The sequence below is a fragment of the Ligilactobacillus sp. 110_WCHN genome (assembly GCF_030518115.1).
Taxonomy (GTDB): domain Bacteria; phylum Bacillota; class Bacilli; order Lactobacillales; family Lactobacillaceae; genus Ligilactobacillus; species Ligilactobacillus aviarius_C.
In genome coordinates, this window is sequence record NZ_JAULLI010000002.1 from 1 (window position 1) to 15,854 (window position 15,854).

A 15,854-nucleotide genomic window follows, 5' to 3' on the forward strand; every position below is an offset into this window, starting at 1 on the left:
TAAACCATTCAAATTAGCGAGGTTTTAGCATGGTTAAATACGTTGCAACACCTACCAGTATGTTAAGCGTTAAAGGGATAAAACCGCTTGACGGGCTTTTATATGGACGAATAATAACTCTATCCCGTGTAAGAGGCTACTGTTTTACCAAAGATGAATTACTAGCGGATGAATTAAACGTAAGTACTCGCTCAATTCAAAGGAGCTTAGTACGGTTAGAACAACTAAACTACATTATCCGCATAAACAAATATAAAGGTAATTCGGTATCAGAGCGCCATATTTACCCTGATGAAGTTTACAGAACCGTAGCATTAAAACATAGGAAAGATAAAAAGTTCCCTGATTTATTCAATCAAGTAAGTAATTTAGAAGCTCAAAAAAAGGATATTGCATCCGATAAAAAAGATTATTTCCAAAATATTATTGATGAATATTTCAAAATGGAAGAAAGCCCGTAATAAAGGCATTTTTACGGGCGTCAAATTGACGGCGGTAAATTATGAGTAAATTGTGAATTTACCTGTTTTAGGTATCATAATCGGTTTACCGTTGACAGATTTGTCATACCCACTATGACAGATTTGTCGTACCCCCTACGACAGAACTGGCGATATGGGTACGACAGAACTGGCGAATATAATAAAAGAATTAATAAAAGAATAGAGTAAAAGAGTTGAACAAAAGAGCGCGCCACTCTCTCTATCTAAGTAGATATTAAATAAAGAGTATGTAGAGATAAATAAAAAGAGATGCTTAGTAGCATCCCCGAACGTCAATCATTAACTTGTATCTAAATTATATCGTTCGAGGTGGAATGCATCAATGACGCTTACTAAGCACGAGAAACAAATTTACGATAATGTTAGATACTTTTTCAAACATGATTTTGAAAGATATTGCCAGTTAGCAGAATTGGCAGACTTGAAAAGCGTAAGCTATGACGGAATAGCAAACCGGAATAATACAAACCACCAAGAAAACAAAGCAATAACCGCTGTTTACTGTAAGAACATTGTTGAAACGGTAAAAAACATCGTGGAATGGATGCGAGATGACCGCTATAAAAAATTTATTCAGTATCGCTTTTTTGAGCATTTATCTATTTGGCAAATTAGTCAAAAACTACAATACAGTGAAACAACAATCAAGACTACCATAGCTAGAAACGCATGTTTATTATTTGCTGATATGTTAGCAATGGCTACGGATATTGATTTGAGAAAGGATGACTATATTGAAAAACATTAAATTAACCAATCGGGAAGCTAAAATTTTATCAATTATCAAATCTCACGGAACACCTATCACATCAACGGAATTACATCAAATAACCAAGATTGATAAGCGTACAATCATGGAAATAGTAGCAAGGCTTCGTTTTAAAGGTGTCCCTATTGTCTCTAAACGTTTCGGAACAAATAGCGGATATTCAATCGCTAAGGATGAAAATGAGCGAATGAAATGCGTGGCCATGTTATCAAATCAAGCCACTACGATGATGAAGAACATCAACGGGCTAGCAAACGCAGACTTAAAGAACTGGGATAAACACATTAAAGTAATGTAGAGGGTAGTAATATGATCGATTTATTAATATCTGACCTAACAGAACTTGTTGACGTTGGTAGAAAATTAACCAACTCAAATAAACGAGTATATAACCTTAAAAATAGCCTTGATAAACACTTGATTAAGTTAAAACATGAACGGACTTACAAGCCTAAGTTTCCGTTAAGTCTATTCATTCATGAAGACATCTTTGACGATGTAACCAATGATGAAGAACTAAAGAGCTACAACAAGGCAGTAAGCGAATATAACAAGGAATTAAACCAAGGTAAACGCCTAGCAATCAAGTATAGAACTTTAAAAAGTGAAATTGGGATGCTGATTAATGAACTGACGCTAAGCGATGTTAAAAAGCTCTGTTTAACTACTGATGTAACAACAGAGCAAGCCAAAAAGATTTATAAGTCATTAAAGGAATTACCAGTTTAATACGGTTTTCTTAAAAAGATTTTATTTCTATAACGTACTCTATAAAATACGCCCACCGGAGTGCGTTATTTTTTTACTCTAAATTAAACTCAGAGCGCCTAATTTACCACACTAAAACCAAGAATGAACCTGACAAAACCTGATTTTTTTACCGTCAAGGCGGTTTTCGGGTTGACGGTTAGAAATTGATGAAATGCACCTTTTGCAACGTCATAAAAAGAAACGTTACTTTTGATACATACTAAAGAAAAGTAGAACCTGATTAAACCTGACATAAAACGCAACCTATTGCTGATACAAAGCCCTAGCATCCATTTACACCATATTATAAGCGCACTACTTTTTACTACATGGATATAATGCTGAAAGTCCTAAAAGTCAGGTACATAAAAAGGACAAGTAAAATAATACAATTCTCAAAATCGGTTATTAAATTCGTTCGATTGAATAATTGATATATCATCAAATATATAGCCGATTATTTTAATCGTAAAAGAATTTTACCGCAGTTTAATACAAATACACTCAATCAATATAGAGCGCCTTAAAACGCAAAATAAGCCTGAATTTTACGAGTGTCATTTTGACGCCGGCAAACAAAAGCATCCGAACATAAATAAAACACGCCTAGAAATTCTAAGCGTGCTTTTTACTAAGATTGTTAAGTTGACTTTATTATATCATTTCTTGAAATTATAAAGACGGGCAAACATGCTTTATATTAGGGTCTCCCTTTTTGTTAAAAAGCCTCTGTAATCGCTGATATTATAGCAATTTACTTTTTATTTCAGGGTCTCCCTTAGGGTCTCTTTTTACTCATTTTGTATCTTTATTTACAGATACATTAAAACTAAAAAGCCTATTATATCGCATGTTTAAGCGCCTTTAGATAACTAGAAATTACAAATTCTTATCCATGTTAAAGGTCAATTTCGAAAGTTCAATTCCCTTCATGATCAACTTGTTCATGTGATTCTTGGTCATTGCCTTCATCTTTGCAACCATTTCGTAGTTCTTTTGGGTTAAGAATTCAGTCAATTCTTCACCATGCAACTTAGCTGCTTCTTGGTCAAATTGCCACAACATCCGCCGTTGAACCCGCCGGCATTCTTTCAAATAATCGCGGTTGTCTTGAACAAACTTGCTGTAGTGGCTTTCAACCAACATTGACATGTGACGGTACATCCAGTAAGCAGAATCTGAATCAACATCCATTTCCATTGGTGTTTCTGAGAAACTTGGATCCGTATCATTTGCATTTGTGTAGAATGGAATGTATGGTGCAAATTCTGGGAATCCAATACATAACCACATTACCGCTTGTTGTTCTTCGGGAACGTCATTCCGCAATTGAAGAACGTGTGAGTTTTGGGTCCGGTTCAAGCCGATTGGACGGTAACGGTACATATCGGCTTCCGTTGAATCCTTGCTGTATGGATCGTATGGAGTTTCATTGTAGTGTGAACCAAGGTATTGTTCAATGTCATCTGGCGTAAACTTGTGATTTGTCCGCATGATAAACGGTAATTCACCTGATTCAGGATCTTCTTCGATTTCAGGATTGAACAAGTGGTGACCGTACCATACACGTGGTGTATTGTAATGCCGATCTTTTTCGTCAAATGAACCAAAGATGTGACGGAAGTTCCAACCTTCCTTATCAGGATTCAAATGGTGTTCTTCAACGAATTCTTGAATTCCATCAGCCCATTGGAAGTTTTCAGTGTCATCAAAGTCAACTTGTTGAATTGCAACTTCGTTAGCAACAACGGCATAGGCATCGTCTGGGATCCGTTGAGCTAACCATAAGTGACCCGTAACGATTTCCATGTACCATGCTTCGTTCTTATCAGCAAATAAAACTGAGTTTCCAGCTGGTGAACCATACTTACTAATGATCTTTCCTAAGAATTGAACCGCTTGACGGGCTGATTCAATAAATGGAAGCGTAACGTTCACGATGCAGTCTTCATCCAATCCATCTTTAACGAGCGGGTCAAATGCAAGGGCGCGTTCATTACCATAAGTTGATTCAGTTGCTGACATGGCAACGTTCTTTTCGTTAATTCCGCTTTCTTCATAGTAACCATGATTTTTGTAATCTACGTTTGGAACGGCATTGTAGCGGTAACCATTTTCTGGCAATTCCATTTCAAAACCGTTTAACCATGATTTGATCTTCTTACCTTTTTCACCATGCCATGCTGGGTGCATGTAAAAACGTTGAGGTGTCAATGGCAAGAATGTATCGTCATTTCGAGCGATCATTACTGAACCATCAGCACTTGCATCTTTACCTACAAGCATTGATGTACAAGCACGTTCGATTTGTTCCATAATAATGCCTCATTTCTATCTAAACTACCGTTATTTTAGCATATTCATCAAATTGCATTCAATGTTTACTATCAAATTGCAAAGATCATCAGCCAAACAAAAAAACTGTGGCGTTAAACCACAGTTCTTCCCTCTTAACTGAGCAATGACTTTACTGTTTCGTTAACTAACTTGCCGTCAGCCTTGCCTTTTAATTTCGGCATTACAGCGCCCATTACCTTACCAAAATCAGCTTTGGATGTCGCGCCAACTTCATTGATTGTTTCTTGAACAATGTCCTTCACTTCATCTTCGCTTAATTGTTTTGGCAAGTAACTTTGAACAACTTCGATTTCCTTTTCAAGTTGCTTAACTGAGTCTTCCCGGCCAGCATTCTTGAATTCTTCAAGGGAATCTTTCCGTTGTTTCAATTCACGGGACAAAACAGCAATTTCTTCTTCTGGAGATAAGTCATGACCAGCATTGATTTTTTCGTTAGCTACCGCTGCCTTCAGCATCCGGACAGTACTTAACTTTTCCTTATCCTTTGCCTTCATTGCAGCAATCATGTCTTTTTGTAATGAATCAGCTAAACTCATCACAATTGCCTCCTTAAGCTAACCAAGCCTAAAATTAGAAACGACGCTTGTTTTTACGCTTGCGTGCAGCTTCTGACTTCTTTTTACGCTTTACACTTGGCTTTTCATAGAATTCACGTTTGCGATATTCTTGCAAAGTACCTGTTTTTGAAACGGAACGTTTGAAGCGACGAAGAGCGTCATCAAGAGATTCGTTTTTACGAACGACTGTTTTTGACATGGTGTTTCCCTCCCTCCGAGCTTTAAAGTAACCGTCTTAATCCGTACCTAAGTACTTCATCTTAACAGTTCGCGTTTATTATACAATATTTTATTAAAGACTATCAAGATGATAATGCAATTTTTTATTGAAATATATGATTGTTTTTTCATCAAATTACAGATCGATCTGTTTCCGTTTATTGACGGAATACAAAACGCAGTGATGAACCGCTTTGCCGGTGATTTGCTGCAGGGCGATCGCATACAAATTGATCTGGCCCCGGTATTCCTTTTCAATCTGTTTCAGCGACGCATGGTCGGTCTTATAATCAAATAGATAGACTTCGCCCGTTTCTTGATCTTCAAAATACCCATCAATGATTCCATGAATCAAAACTGGCTTATCCGTTTTTTCACTGATCGATGGCAGCATTTCCGCAGGTAAAAGCATTGCAAATGGAACTTCGCGTTTAACCTGCTGGGCATTGGTGCAAGCTTTCTTCCCTACTTCAGTTTGGTAAAACGCTAAGATTCCGGCAATATCAATTTTGGCAGCAACCTCTTTTGTAATCGACCCTTCAAGAATCAATTGATCAATCAGCTGTTGAACCGTTGCCGCCGAAATCGGCTGGGTTAAATCCAATTTTTGAAAAATCAAGTGGGTTGCCGTTCCGATTTTGGCCGGCGAAGCAATGACTTCCGTTGTCATAAAGTTCGGTTGCCGAAATGCATGGACCTTCGTGGTGACCATTGGTGTTTCATCAACAACGTTTAATTCAACTTGAGCTGAATTATCGGAGTTTTCCGCTTGTAATTGGTCCATCAAATTATTATCCGGATCATCGAAAAGGCGCTTAATATCCGTTACCGCTTGATATGCCGATTCACGGGTCAATTCAAGGTGCGGATATTGAAAATCTAAAATTGATTGAATCGTAGGATCCATTGGTTGACTGATCGCATCACGTAAAATTGATTGGTCATCCGTTGCTGCCCCGTTTTCAAAAGTTTGATTCCGTAAAGCGGCAACTGCCCCCTTACTCCACAGTTCAACTTCAAAGTTCAATGCATTTTCACGAACCGCTTGCGGTACCCGCTCCGCATTAAAGTATTTTTTCCAATCCGTAAATTGATCTGCTGCGCGTTGCTGCGTAACCTGCTGCTGATCATCAAGCGTGATCCAGGTTGTATGGTCCGCGAGGTTTGGCATCCGTCCAAGCGCCATTCCGATCCAATCCATAAAGTTGCCTTTACTAAACCGTTGATTTTCCGGAAAAAGAACGGCTTCACTTTCGGTTTGACTCCAAGCCGTTGCCCACTTTTCAATATCAACATACGTTCCGACCAGGTAAATTCGTTGTTCAGCCCGGGTCAAAGCAACGTAAAGTTTCCGCATTTCTTCAGCTAAAGCTTTGCGTTTGATCCGTTCCTTGATTGCAATGCTGATTGGGGTTGTTTCTTGAATTTCAATGGCGTCATCTTCGTTAAGATCAACATCATGATCCCGCTTTAAAGTCTGCTTTGAAGATTCAACGATATCTAACCCAATTCCAAATTGATCATCCAAAACATACTTATGATTCAAATCCTGCATGTTGAATCGTTTGCTTAGATTCGTCACAAAGACAACCGGGTATTCCAACCCTTTACTTTTATGGATCGTCATGAATTTAACGGTGTCTTCATTGACCTGCATTTTCATTTCTGGAAGATCACGTTGTTGCTGATCCATTCGTTCAACAAACCGAATAAATTGGAACAGACCCTTGAAACTTGTCTTTTCATATGCCGTTGCCCGTTGGTACAACGCATGCAAATTCGCTTGCCGTTGGGCTCCGCCAGGTAAGCCGCCAACATAGTCCAAAAAGCCGGTTGTTGTGTAAATGTTCCAGATCAACGCTGCAATTTCGCTTCGTTTGGCTTGCACCCGAAACGTTGACAAATCCTGGTTAAACTGCTGGACCTTCGCATTTAAAGTTTGCCGGCGCGTTTCATCCCATGGCTTTAATTTTTCCGGATGATTGATCATTTGAGTTGAATAATCAGTGATCGTGCTGTAAAAATCGCCATGCGGGTGATTGATCCGTAAATATGCCAATTCATCTTCATCAAACTGATACATTGGTGAACGCAAAACTGCAACCAATGGGATATCCTGATGCGGATTATCAATGGTTTTCAAGTACGAAATCATAATTTGAATTTCAGTCGTCTTAAAGTAATTATTAGTTTCATCAACATCCGTTGGAATCCCCAGCCGCTTAAATTCTTCATTGATCAATAAGCTATCCTGATGAGATGACGATAGAATTGCAATATCGGAATACTGCAACGGTCGCATTTGACCCTGATCACGGTCAAAAATTTGGGTCTGGTTATCCATTAATTTCTTGATCTCATTCGCAATCATCACGAATTGGGCTTGCGTTTGGCTATCCAATTCAAAAGCGGGCGCGTCTTCCGAATCATTTTCAGCCTTTGAATCTTGCAGATAAATCAATGCCTTTGCCGGAATATTGTTAACCAGTTGTTCCTTCTTGTATGCCAGATTTTCCGCTTTCAAAAATGCTTGTTGATCGTAGTCGATTTCGCCCAGATTTTGATCCATAATTTGCATAAAGATCAAGTTCGTCAGATCAGCGATGTTTTTGATCGACCGGAAATTTTCCTGTAAAACGATCAATTCACCGTTTGAAAAATCGTTCGACGTTTCCTCAGTTTTGAAAGTTTGATACTTATGCATAAATAAACTTGGATCAGCTTGCCGGAACCGGTAAATTGACTGCTTAACATCTCCTACCATAAACAAATTATGGTTGGCGATTGCTTGAACGATTGCTTCCTGAACACCATTTGTATCTTGGTATTCATCAAGCATGATTTCCGTATAATGCTGCTGCAATTCTTCGCGAATTTTTTGTTGAATATCATCATTACCATGCAAAATTTTAAGCGTTAAATACTCCAGATCACTGAATTCTAAGGCGTGCCGCTGCAACTTCACCTGCAAATACCGTTGCCGAAACTTTTGAACAAGATCAACCACAAGTTCAACGACTCCTTGGGCGCGTTTTAAAATTTCCTTTAACTGTGAATCTGAATAGAACAGCTCGGCGTTCAATAATCCTTTAACGCCTTGATTAGCAGCATCCTTGAATTGCTTAATTGCATCGATTTGATTCAATAAATCATCGTCATCTGCTGCAAAATCGCGGTTTTTGGCATACATTTTGGCCTTAAATTCCAATTGTTTAACTTGCTTGCGTAAATCATCCCATGAAAGTGCTTCATGTTCGATTTGCTCAAGCATGCTCTGAATCTGTCCCAAAATTTGATCGATCGAGGCCAAATCTTCATCCGTTTTAGCCGTCAACTTTTTCAACGGTTTTTCTTTCATGTTATAAAATTCTTGCATTGCCGGAACCTGGATCGTTTGAAAGGCTTTCCGGTAACGTTGTAGGTTATCCGCAATCGTTTGAAGCTTATTGACCACATCATCTTTCAAAATTTGCTTCCAAACCGGTGTCTGGGTAAACGTTTCTTCCGTAAATTCATAATTTTGTGGTGCGGCAGCCAGCCACTGATCTGGATTTTCATTTGCACTGGCAAAATCATTTAATCGGTACACGACATCTGTTAAATCGTCATCCCGGCGATCCTGAACAAAGACTTGTAAAAAGTCATTATACTTTTCAAGCAATTCTTGTTGGTCATCCATTAATGACGATTTCTGATTCAAATCCTCATATGCTTGATAAAAATTTTCGCGAACTTCTTGCCAAACATCTTCGCGTAATACATTCCGTTCTGATTCATCCGCCAGCACCCGGAAATTCGGATCAAGGTCAATTGCATAGTAATATTTTTTCAAAAACCGTAAACAAAATGAGTCAATTGTACTAATATCAGCAACGTTAACCGCTGTTAATTGCCTTTGCAAGTGACTAATTAATTGCGGCGTTCCATGATTTTGAATCTGTTTTTGCAATTCTGTATTTAAGATTTTCGTCAGCCGGTCCTTCATTTCCTTAGCTGCCGCATTCGTAAAGGTCATGATCAGCATCCGCGAAATATTTGCATTTTCGTTTAGGACCTCATCCTTGATCCGTTCGACCAAAACCTTTGTTTTCCCTGAACCAGCCGAGGCAGATACTAAAATGTCATGTCCACGGTGTTCAACTGCTTTAATTTGATTCGGGGTTGCGTAATCTTTAAATTCTGCCATTTTAATCCTCCTCAACCTGTTTCTTGATCGACTGCCACAATTCACTTTCCGCTTCAATCTGTTGCCATAATTCATCCGCAGAAATGTGGGTTAGATCATTAAGATCACGGTACTGGTTTCCAATCATCGGATCAAACGTCATAATTGGCAAGTAATCGGAGAAATCCAGTCCCGTTGAATTTGCAAGCTTATATGGCGCAAGATCAATAACTCCGCTGAAAATATCGTTGGTTGCCTGACTGATCTTATATAAATCCAAGTCAAGCAATGCGTTAAAGTGATCCAGGTCATACATTTTCTTTAAGCTTGCCTTACTTAACTTGCCACTCTTAAGAAGACTGAGTTTATAGTTATCAAGATTTAATTCAACGTCCTGATTTTCATAAATCGTTCCTAAAGCCTTCACGTAATCTTCCGGATCTTCCTTTCCGCTTCGAAAAATCCCATCATAAACAAACTTCGAATCGGCATGACTGATGGCTTGTTTCGCTGACATGACCTTTTGATAATTTGTTTGTTTTTCCTGCGGCGTTCCCAAATGGAAGTAAACTGCGCTTCCAAGTGAAATTTCATGCTGATCGGCATCTGCGATTTGGGATTGAATCGCTTCATTCTGGCGAAGCATCTGCAATAATTGCGGTTGATTATCCCGTAAAACTGCAAGGTATGTTAAGAGTTGCAATGAAATTCCACTGAAGGATTTAACAAGGAACTTATCCAACTTGGCATTAATACTGCCGGACTTATAGTCAGCGACATTATAGTAAAGATGGTGCTTTAAGTCTTCGATCACATCGATACGGTCAAGCCGCCCCTGCAGGTTCATTTGCGGAGTTGGGGTTCGTTGAACGTCAACCGCCTTAAACCGTTTGCCGGCCAAGACTGCGTCATTGCCAAACCCAAACGTTGCTTCCGTCTTCAGTGAAAAGACTTTCCGTTTCCGATGCTGCCGGTAAATTGCCTGCGAAACTTTCCGGGTCGATTGAACTAACCGCCGTTGTAAATAACGGTTCCGCGCAGTTTGCTTAAAGACATCGAATTCATCAAGCGCACTGATCTCACCCAATACTTGACCAAGCAATTGATCAAAATCATCAGACTTCAACGTTGATAAGGTTGCCCCATCCTGTTGCAAATGATCGATCAGAGCTGCCATGACATCATGGAAGAAATCGCCGACATTGGCACTCGTTGGTTCAAAAATCGTCCGCGGCTTCAACGCTAACCCGTACTTCAAGAAATATTCGTATGGATTCTTAAAGTAGGTTTCAAGCCGGGAAATCGAACCAAAGATCTCATTGCCGTAAAGTTCCTTAACCAAGGATTCATCAAGCTTTTTATGCCCGTTTTCATCAACTGGCGTTCCTGGTAAAACATCATTTGAATAATTCAAACTGTTAAAGATTCGCAATACACGTTGCGGATCCTGCTGCTTGACGTAATTATAAATTGTCGACCATTCCGGTGATAATTGTTCCTTTTGCCGTTGCAAATCCCGACTCAGTCGTAACAATTCATTAATCGTCGTCATCGGGGTCCCGATATACTGAATAATTTCCGGGCCGTAATTGGGCGCGATCAATCCCAACTTGTTAATCGGAATATTGAGATCGTCCTTAATCTTTTCAACGTAACCTGATAATTTCAGTTCTGCCCCGTCAGAATCGTTGATCGGATATGAAAAATGCAACTGCTCGCTAGGGCTCATGAATGCAATGTAATTCGTAAATGGTTCTTCTGCCATCCGCATTTCGCATGTTTCTGGCAAAAACTTGTCATCATCTGCCGGAGAGTCCCAAATGTCATTTAAAACATTCCGATCATCTTCTGAAAGCAATTTTTGATCTTCAACTTTCGCCGGCATTACATCATCAGTCGCTCCAATCATAAACGTGATTTTCCGATTTTGCATTTGAGCATTGCCGCTTTGCGAAAAAATCACCTGGTCAAGTGTTGATGGAACCCGTTTATATGATGCAGTTTCAAACCCGCTTTGGAAGACATTGATAAACAGTTCTCGATCAAATGGTTCATCTCCCAGAGCAAGAACATATTCATCCATCAACTGACAAAAGACATTCCAAACCTGTTCCGGTCGGGTAGGATCAACCGCATTTCCATGCAGTGTTGCATCCGTTGCTTGGTGCTTTTCGCTTAAGATCTGTTGAGCCCCTTGTTGCCATTGCCGCAACGTTTCGGCAACTTCCGCCTTTTCAAGGGTCTGGTACAACACAACTGCAAAATCGCGGCCAGTTTTAACGCTCTTTAATGCCTGCTGATAATTTTCAAATAACTCTAAAACCTGTTCCCGCAACAAATTAGCATTTCGATTGATCGTCAGTTGCCGTTCACGTTCAAGTAACTCTTCCGTCGTTTCCTTTTCATTCCGTGGCAATTCCTGCACGATCCATTCTTTTTGCCAGGCGGCCTTCGTTTGAATTCCATGCGCCAACAGATAGTTTTCAACCACATCAAGCGTATTCCGGTACGTTGCTGCTCTTCGAAGTTCAACCTCTTCGGTATCGGTTGGAATTGGAATCATCGGCTTACTATTCGGATTATCTTGCAGCCATTGTTGCTCGCGTTTCCGCATTAATTCTAAGGTCCGCCCCTTAATAATTTGCTTGGGAATAAACAGTTCCGTCTTCAAAAACCGCATGATCGATTGGTAATTAAATCCATGTTGTTGAACATCAAATAATGCCAGAATGAATTCAACCAATGGGTGCGATGCCATTGTTTGGGTCAGATCCGTAAATAGTGGAATTTGAAACTGTTCAAAGACCGGTTCAATCAGGTTCTGATATTTCGATGTATCGGGAGTCAAAACCAAAAAGTCACGATATTCATATGGGTGATCCGTTTGCTGGCTTTCAACAACCATTCGCCGAATTTTGCCAGCAACCCATTTGACTTCACTAATTCGGTCAACTGTCTGGGTAATTGAAATTTGCTGTTTTTCATCTTTTGAAAGTTCAACGTTTGGTTGGACACCAATTCGATGGTTGGCGATCCAATCGTCTTCAAGCTTTTGCAAACTTGAGTTTACCTTGGGTGTTAATGCCCACCGGATTTTGATATTTTGGGCTGGAACTAAGTGGCGTAATTGCTGGTAAAGCTTAGCCGGACGGTAAAAAAGTTCATTCGGTCGCGGTAATTTTTTAGATGCTAAATCGTCAAGCGGCAAGCTGATCATCACGTCATGGGCATTCTGCATTAAGTGCTTTAAAATTTTAATTTCACGGGCATTGAATTGGTCAAAACCACTGATCAAAAAATATTGATGACTTAAATCAAGGCGTTGTAATTCTTCAAATAGAAGATCCATCAACTTGGCTGGATCAAGGAATTGGTCAAGCAACAACTGACCATTGACCTTTGCGTTTAAAAATTCTTGATAGATGACCGCAAGATCACCTAACTTGTCCGCTAAATTTGATTGGTGCTGGTTAATAGCGGCCTTTTGCATTTCAAGTAAATCTTCCGGTTCAAACCCGCTTAATCGAAATTCAATCAGTTGGTCAGCTAATTTGGCAGCAAACCCAGCCTGACTTTGCTCACTGCTGAAAATCGTTAAATCTTGCTTTTGAATTTTATTCAGCAAGTGCGTAACCAGCATTGCCAGCCCCGTTTGACTCAAATTTTGCCGGTTTAACACCGATGAATTGCGCAAAAAAAACCATGCAAACCGGGTAAATGACAAAACCTGCACGTTTGCACTTGCGAAAAATTGCGTCTGCTTTTCCTTTCTCAAATAATCAAGAACGTTTACTTCTGATTCGAATTTAATATGTTCCGGAACTAAATAAAAGAACTGGGCATCTGGATCTTCCTGCATCCAAGTTGAAAGTTGATGGTGCATTACGGCTTCGTGATCCATTGATGCCTTACCCAAGACAAATTGAACTCCCATAAAATAAATCCTCTCTTAACCTAATTAAATTAGAGCTTTTCATAGTATACACTTTATATTATATTGTATCGCTTTTTCTACCATTATCTAAAAATAAAAAATACGACTTCGATGACAACGAAGTCGTAATAATAACTAGAATTAGGCTTTAGATTTTCTCTTCATGAAGAAACCTAAAATCAACCAAACCAGTACAATATATGGAAAAATATTCATTGGCCAGCTTGGAATCGGCCATAAGTTACTATAAATTGGGAAAATCATTACTAAAATTCCAATGATTGGTGCAATCAAATGTCTCATAATTTTTTTCTTGTTATCGCGTTTAAAGTAAAAAATAACCCCAACATTTACAAGAACATAAACTAACAATAAAGCAATCGTTCCGATTGTTCCTAAATAGTTATAATAATCACCTGCGTTCACTTTCATTCCAATTCCAATCACTGCCCAGAAAATTAACGCTAAAACCGTGATAGTATCAAGTGCATGGGTAGGTGTATTCTTTTTCCCTGATGTTTTAGCGATCCATGATCCTAGATATCCTCTATCAGCAATCGCTTTTAACATAAACGCTCCTGAATTAAGTGCACCAAAATAACATGCGAAATAACTAGTCACAGAAGCAAAATCAATGAAGATGGCCATCGCTTTTCCAACGTAATGAGTGGCAAGAAAATTAAGTGGTGCTGCCGAATTTTTCATCGCCGCAATATTATTCAAACCGTATCCCATAATTTCAGTGTAACTTACAATAAAATAAAAGAACATTCCAAATACAACTGATCCAATAATTGCAACTGTAATTGCCTTTTTGTAATTCTTTGCACGGTGAGTAATTGTTGCTGCACCTTCAAACCCAGCAAAAGACATCATTGCGAAGATCATTCCTGAACCTATACCTGATATACTTCCATTTTTAGGATTAAATGGCTTACCTGACAGGCCATGCATTCCGCCCTTAAGCAAAATAATAACTGTCAAAACCGAAAGTGCACCAACCGCAAACGCTTCAAGAATTAAGGCTAGTCTTGTTGAAAACTCAATTCCAAAATGGCTTAAAAAACCACCCACAAGCAAAACAGCAATAACATATAATGGAACAGGAAGCCTAATCCCAAAGTGCTCTAAAAAAACATTAAGGAAATTTCCTACAATTGCTGAACTACTAAAGGCAAAAGTTACATATGTTAAAATTAACAACCATCCTGAAATAAAACCCATTCTTTCGCCCAAAGCTTTTGAATTATAAGCATATGCTGAACCTTCACCTGGAATTACTCGTCCTAACTGTACAAATGAAAAGCCAACAAATAAAATTCCGATTCCAGCTAAAAGAAAGCTTAACGGCGCTGTCATCCCAGCATTCTGAACTGCTCCAGCAGTGTTAAATGCCATTGCCCCTGAAGGTGCTAACATTGCAACTGACAATCCTAAAATTTGAATCCCTGTTAAATCCTTATTCTCCATCTCTAAACTCCTATCCTATTTTTTTAAATTATATAAGTTCATACTATTTAAATAACAAACTTCGTTTATCCACTTTTCTTTCTGACTATATGGTACAAAGTCTAATCCTTTAAGATGGCTAGCCAGTGCAGACTCAAACGTTGCAGCGGCTACTCCATACATCTCAGGGTATGTACTTGCATCTGATGCAAATAAATATCTTGAATAAGGGGCTAAATGTAATGCCTCATTTAAAACTTCTTTTGTTGAAGTTGGAGCCAACGCATTTACCAATGACGTGTCAAAATAAACATTAGGATACACGCTTGCTAAATATCCGGCTTCTTTATGATATGGATAACAGTGCAACAACACTACACTTAATCCCTGATAACACCAGGCTCTCAAAAATTCACGCATTAGTAGAGGATTAGCTTTATATAAATCAGCATCTGCATCCCCATAACCTACATGAAACTGTAACGGCATATTTTGTTCGATAATCGTAGACGCAATGTTCCATAAAATAAAGTTTATTAACACAGCATCTGTCAGTCGTGAAACTCCTGATTTTTTCCAATCATAAAACGCACTTTCTGCTTCTGCTACCGAAGGATTTTTTATACATAGTCCTGTACGATATGCTGCGATCGACTTAAAGCCCACAAAACCATTTGCTTTTGCGTGTATTATGTCTTGTTTAAGGTTTTCCCACCAATCAAAAAAATTTTCGTTTTGTAACATACACTTTTCTGCACATGTTTCTATTCTAAAAATTTTTTTAACCTTTACGCCTGTTAACTCTTCTGTTTTTTCTTCACTTTCAATTGCATTATCCGGAACAAAACCCGTATCAATCATTAACAGTTTAAAATTATAATTTTTAAAAAGTGCATGATTGAATTTAACATATTGACTTGTTGACAAGCTCTCAATATTATCTGTTTTTAAAAATTTCTTGCTTTCGCTCTTAAAAGCCCACCATGCAGTTCGTTCCTTTGTGTCTGATAATGGATAGCTACTGTCCGCTTCAGTAGAGACATCAGCTAACCTCATTTCACGATTCTTAGATGCATCATTGATCAAAAAATGACAATGATGGTCAATTAAAGGCGTCTCGTGAATTAATTTGAAAATATCTTGATTCATC

11 protein-coding genes are annotated in these 15,854 nt (G+C 38.8%); 4 read left to right on the forward strand and 7 right to left on the reverse strand.

Annotated elements, in window-relative coordinates; all coding sequences use genetic code 11:
• The first annotated feature begins 29 nt into the window (after positions 1–29).
• The 4 genes from Q3C15_RS00960 (at position 30) to Q3C15_RS00975 (ending at position 2,001) form a co-directional block, all read left to right on the forward strand.
• Positions 30–461, forward strand: a complete 432-nt coding sequence (locus Q3C15_RS00960) for an HTH domain-containing protein (protein ID WP_283580607.1) — start codon at positions 30–32, stop codon at positions 459–461.
• 364 nt (positions 462–825) lie between these two features.
• Positions 826–1,251, forward strand: a complete 426-nt coding sequence (locus Q3C15_RS00965; protein WP_302703509.1) for a hypothetical protein — start codon at positions 826–828, stop codon at positions 1,249–1,251.
• On the forward strand, positions 1,238–1,570 hold the full coding sequence (locus Q3C15_RS00970) for an HTH domain-containing protein (protein ID WP_302703510.1): 333 nt from the start codon (positions 1,238–1,240) through the stop codon (positions 1,568–1,570). The genes Q3C15_RS00965 and Q3C15_RS00970 overlap by 14 nt, the downstream gene beginning before the upstream one ends.
• A gap of 11 nt (positions 1,571–1,581) precedes the next feature.
• A complete protein-coding gene (locus Q3C15_RS00975) occupies positions 1,582–2,001 on the forward strand; it encodes a hypothetical protein (RefSeq protein WP_302703511.1) in 420 nt (139 codons plus the stop codon).
• A gap of 900 nt (positions 2,002–2,901) precedes the next feature.
• Here Q3C15_RS00975 and Q3C15_RS00980 read toward each other — a convergent pair.
• From Q3C15_RS00980 to Q3C15_RS01010, 7 genes are all read right to left on the reverse strand, one after another.
• The gene (locus Q3C15_RS00980; protein WP_283580613.1) at positions 2,902–4,338 is read right to left on the reverse strand and encodes a C69 family dipeptidase; all 1,437 of its coding nucleotides are present in this window, start codon (positions 4,336–4,338) and stop codon (positions 2,902–2,904) included.
• A gap of 134 nt (positions 4,339–4,472) precedes the next feature.
• Positions 4,473–4,916, reverse strand: a complete 444-nt coding sequence (locus Q3C15_RS00985; RefSeq protein WP_057828047.1) for a GatB/YqeY domain-containing protein — start codon at positions 4,914–4,916, stop codon at positions 4,473–4,475.
• A 34-nt stretch (positions 4,917–4,950) separates the two neighbouring features.
• On the reverse strand, positions 4,951–5,136 hold the full coding sequence (rpsU, locus tag Q3C15_RS00990; RefSeq protein ID WP_003694124.1) for a 30S ribosomal protein S21: 186 nt from the start codon (positions 5,134–5,136) through the stop codon (positions 4,951–4,953).
• A gap of 156 nt (positions 5,137–5,292) precedes the next feature.
• A complete protein-coding gene (addA, locus tag Q3C15_RS00995; protein WP_302703517.1) occupies positions 5,293–9,342 on the reverse strand; it encodes a helicase-exonuclease AddAB subunit AddA in 4,050 nt (1,349 codons plus the stop codon).
• A 1-nt stretch (position 9,343) separates the two neighbouring features.
• Positions 9,344–13,255 (reverse strand): PD-(D/E)XK nuclease family protein, encoded by a 3,912-nt coding sequence (locus tag Q3C15_RS01000; protein WP_302703519.1) that lies wholly within the window; start codon positions 13,253–13,255, stop codon positions 9,344–9,346.
• 141 nt (positions 13,256–13,396) lie between these two features.
• Entirely contained in the window at positions 13,397–14,725 is a 1,329-nt protein-coding gene (locus Q3C15_RS01005; RefSeq protein WP_302703521.1) for an APC family permease, read from the reverse strand.
• A 15-nt stretch (positions 14,726–14,740) separates the two neighbouring features.
• Positions 14,741–15,853: an amidohydrolase family protein gene (locus Q3C15_RS01010; RefSeq protein WP_302703522.1), complete on the reverse strand. Its 1,113-nt coding sequence runs from the start codon at positions 15,851–15,853 to the stop codon at positions 14,741–14,743.
• Position 15,854 lies beyond the last annotated feature (1 nt).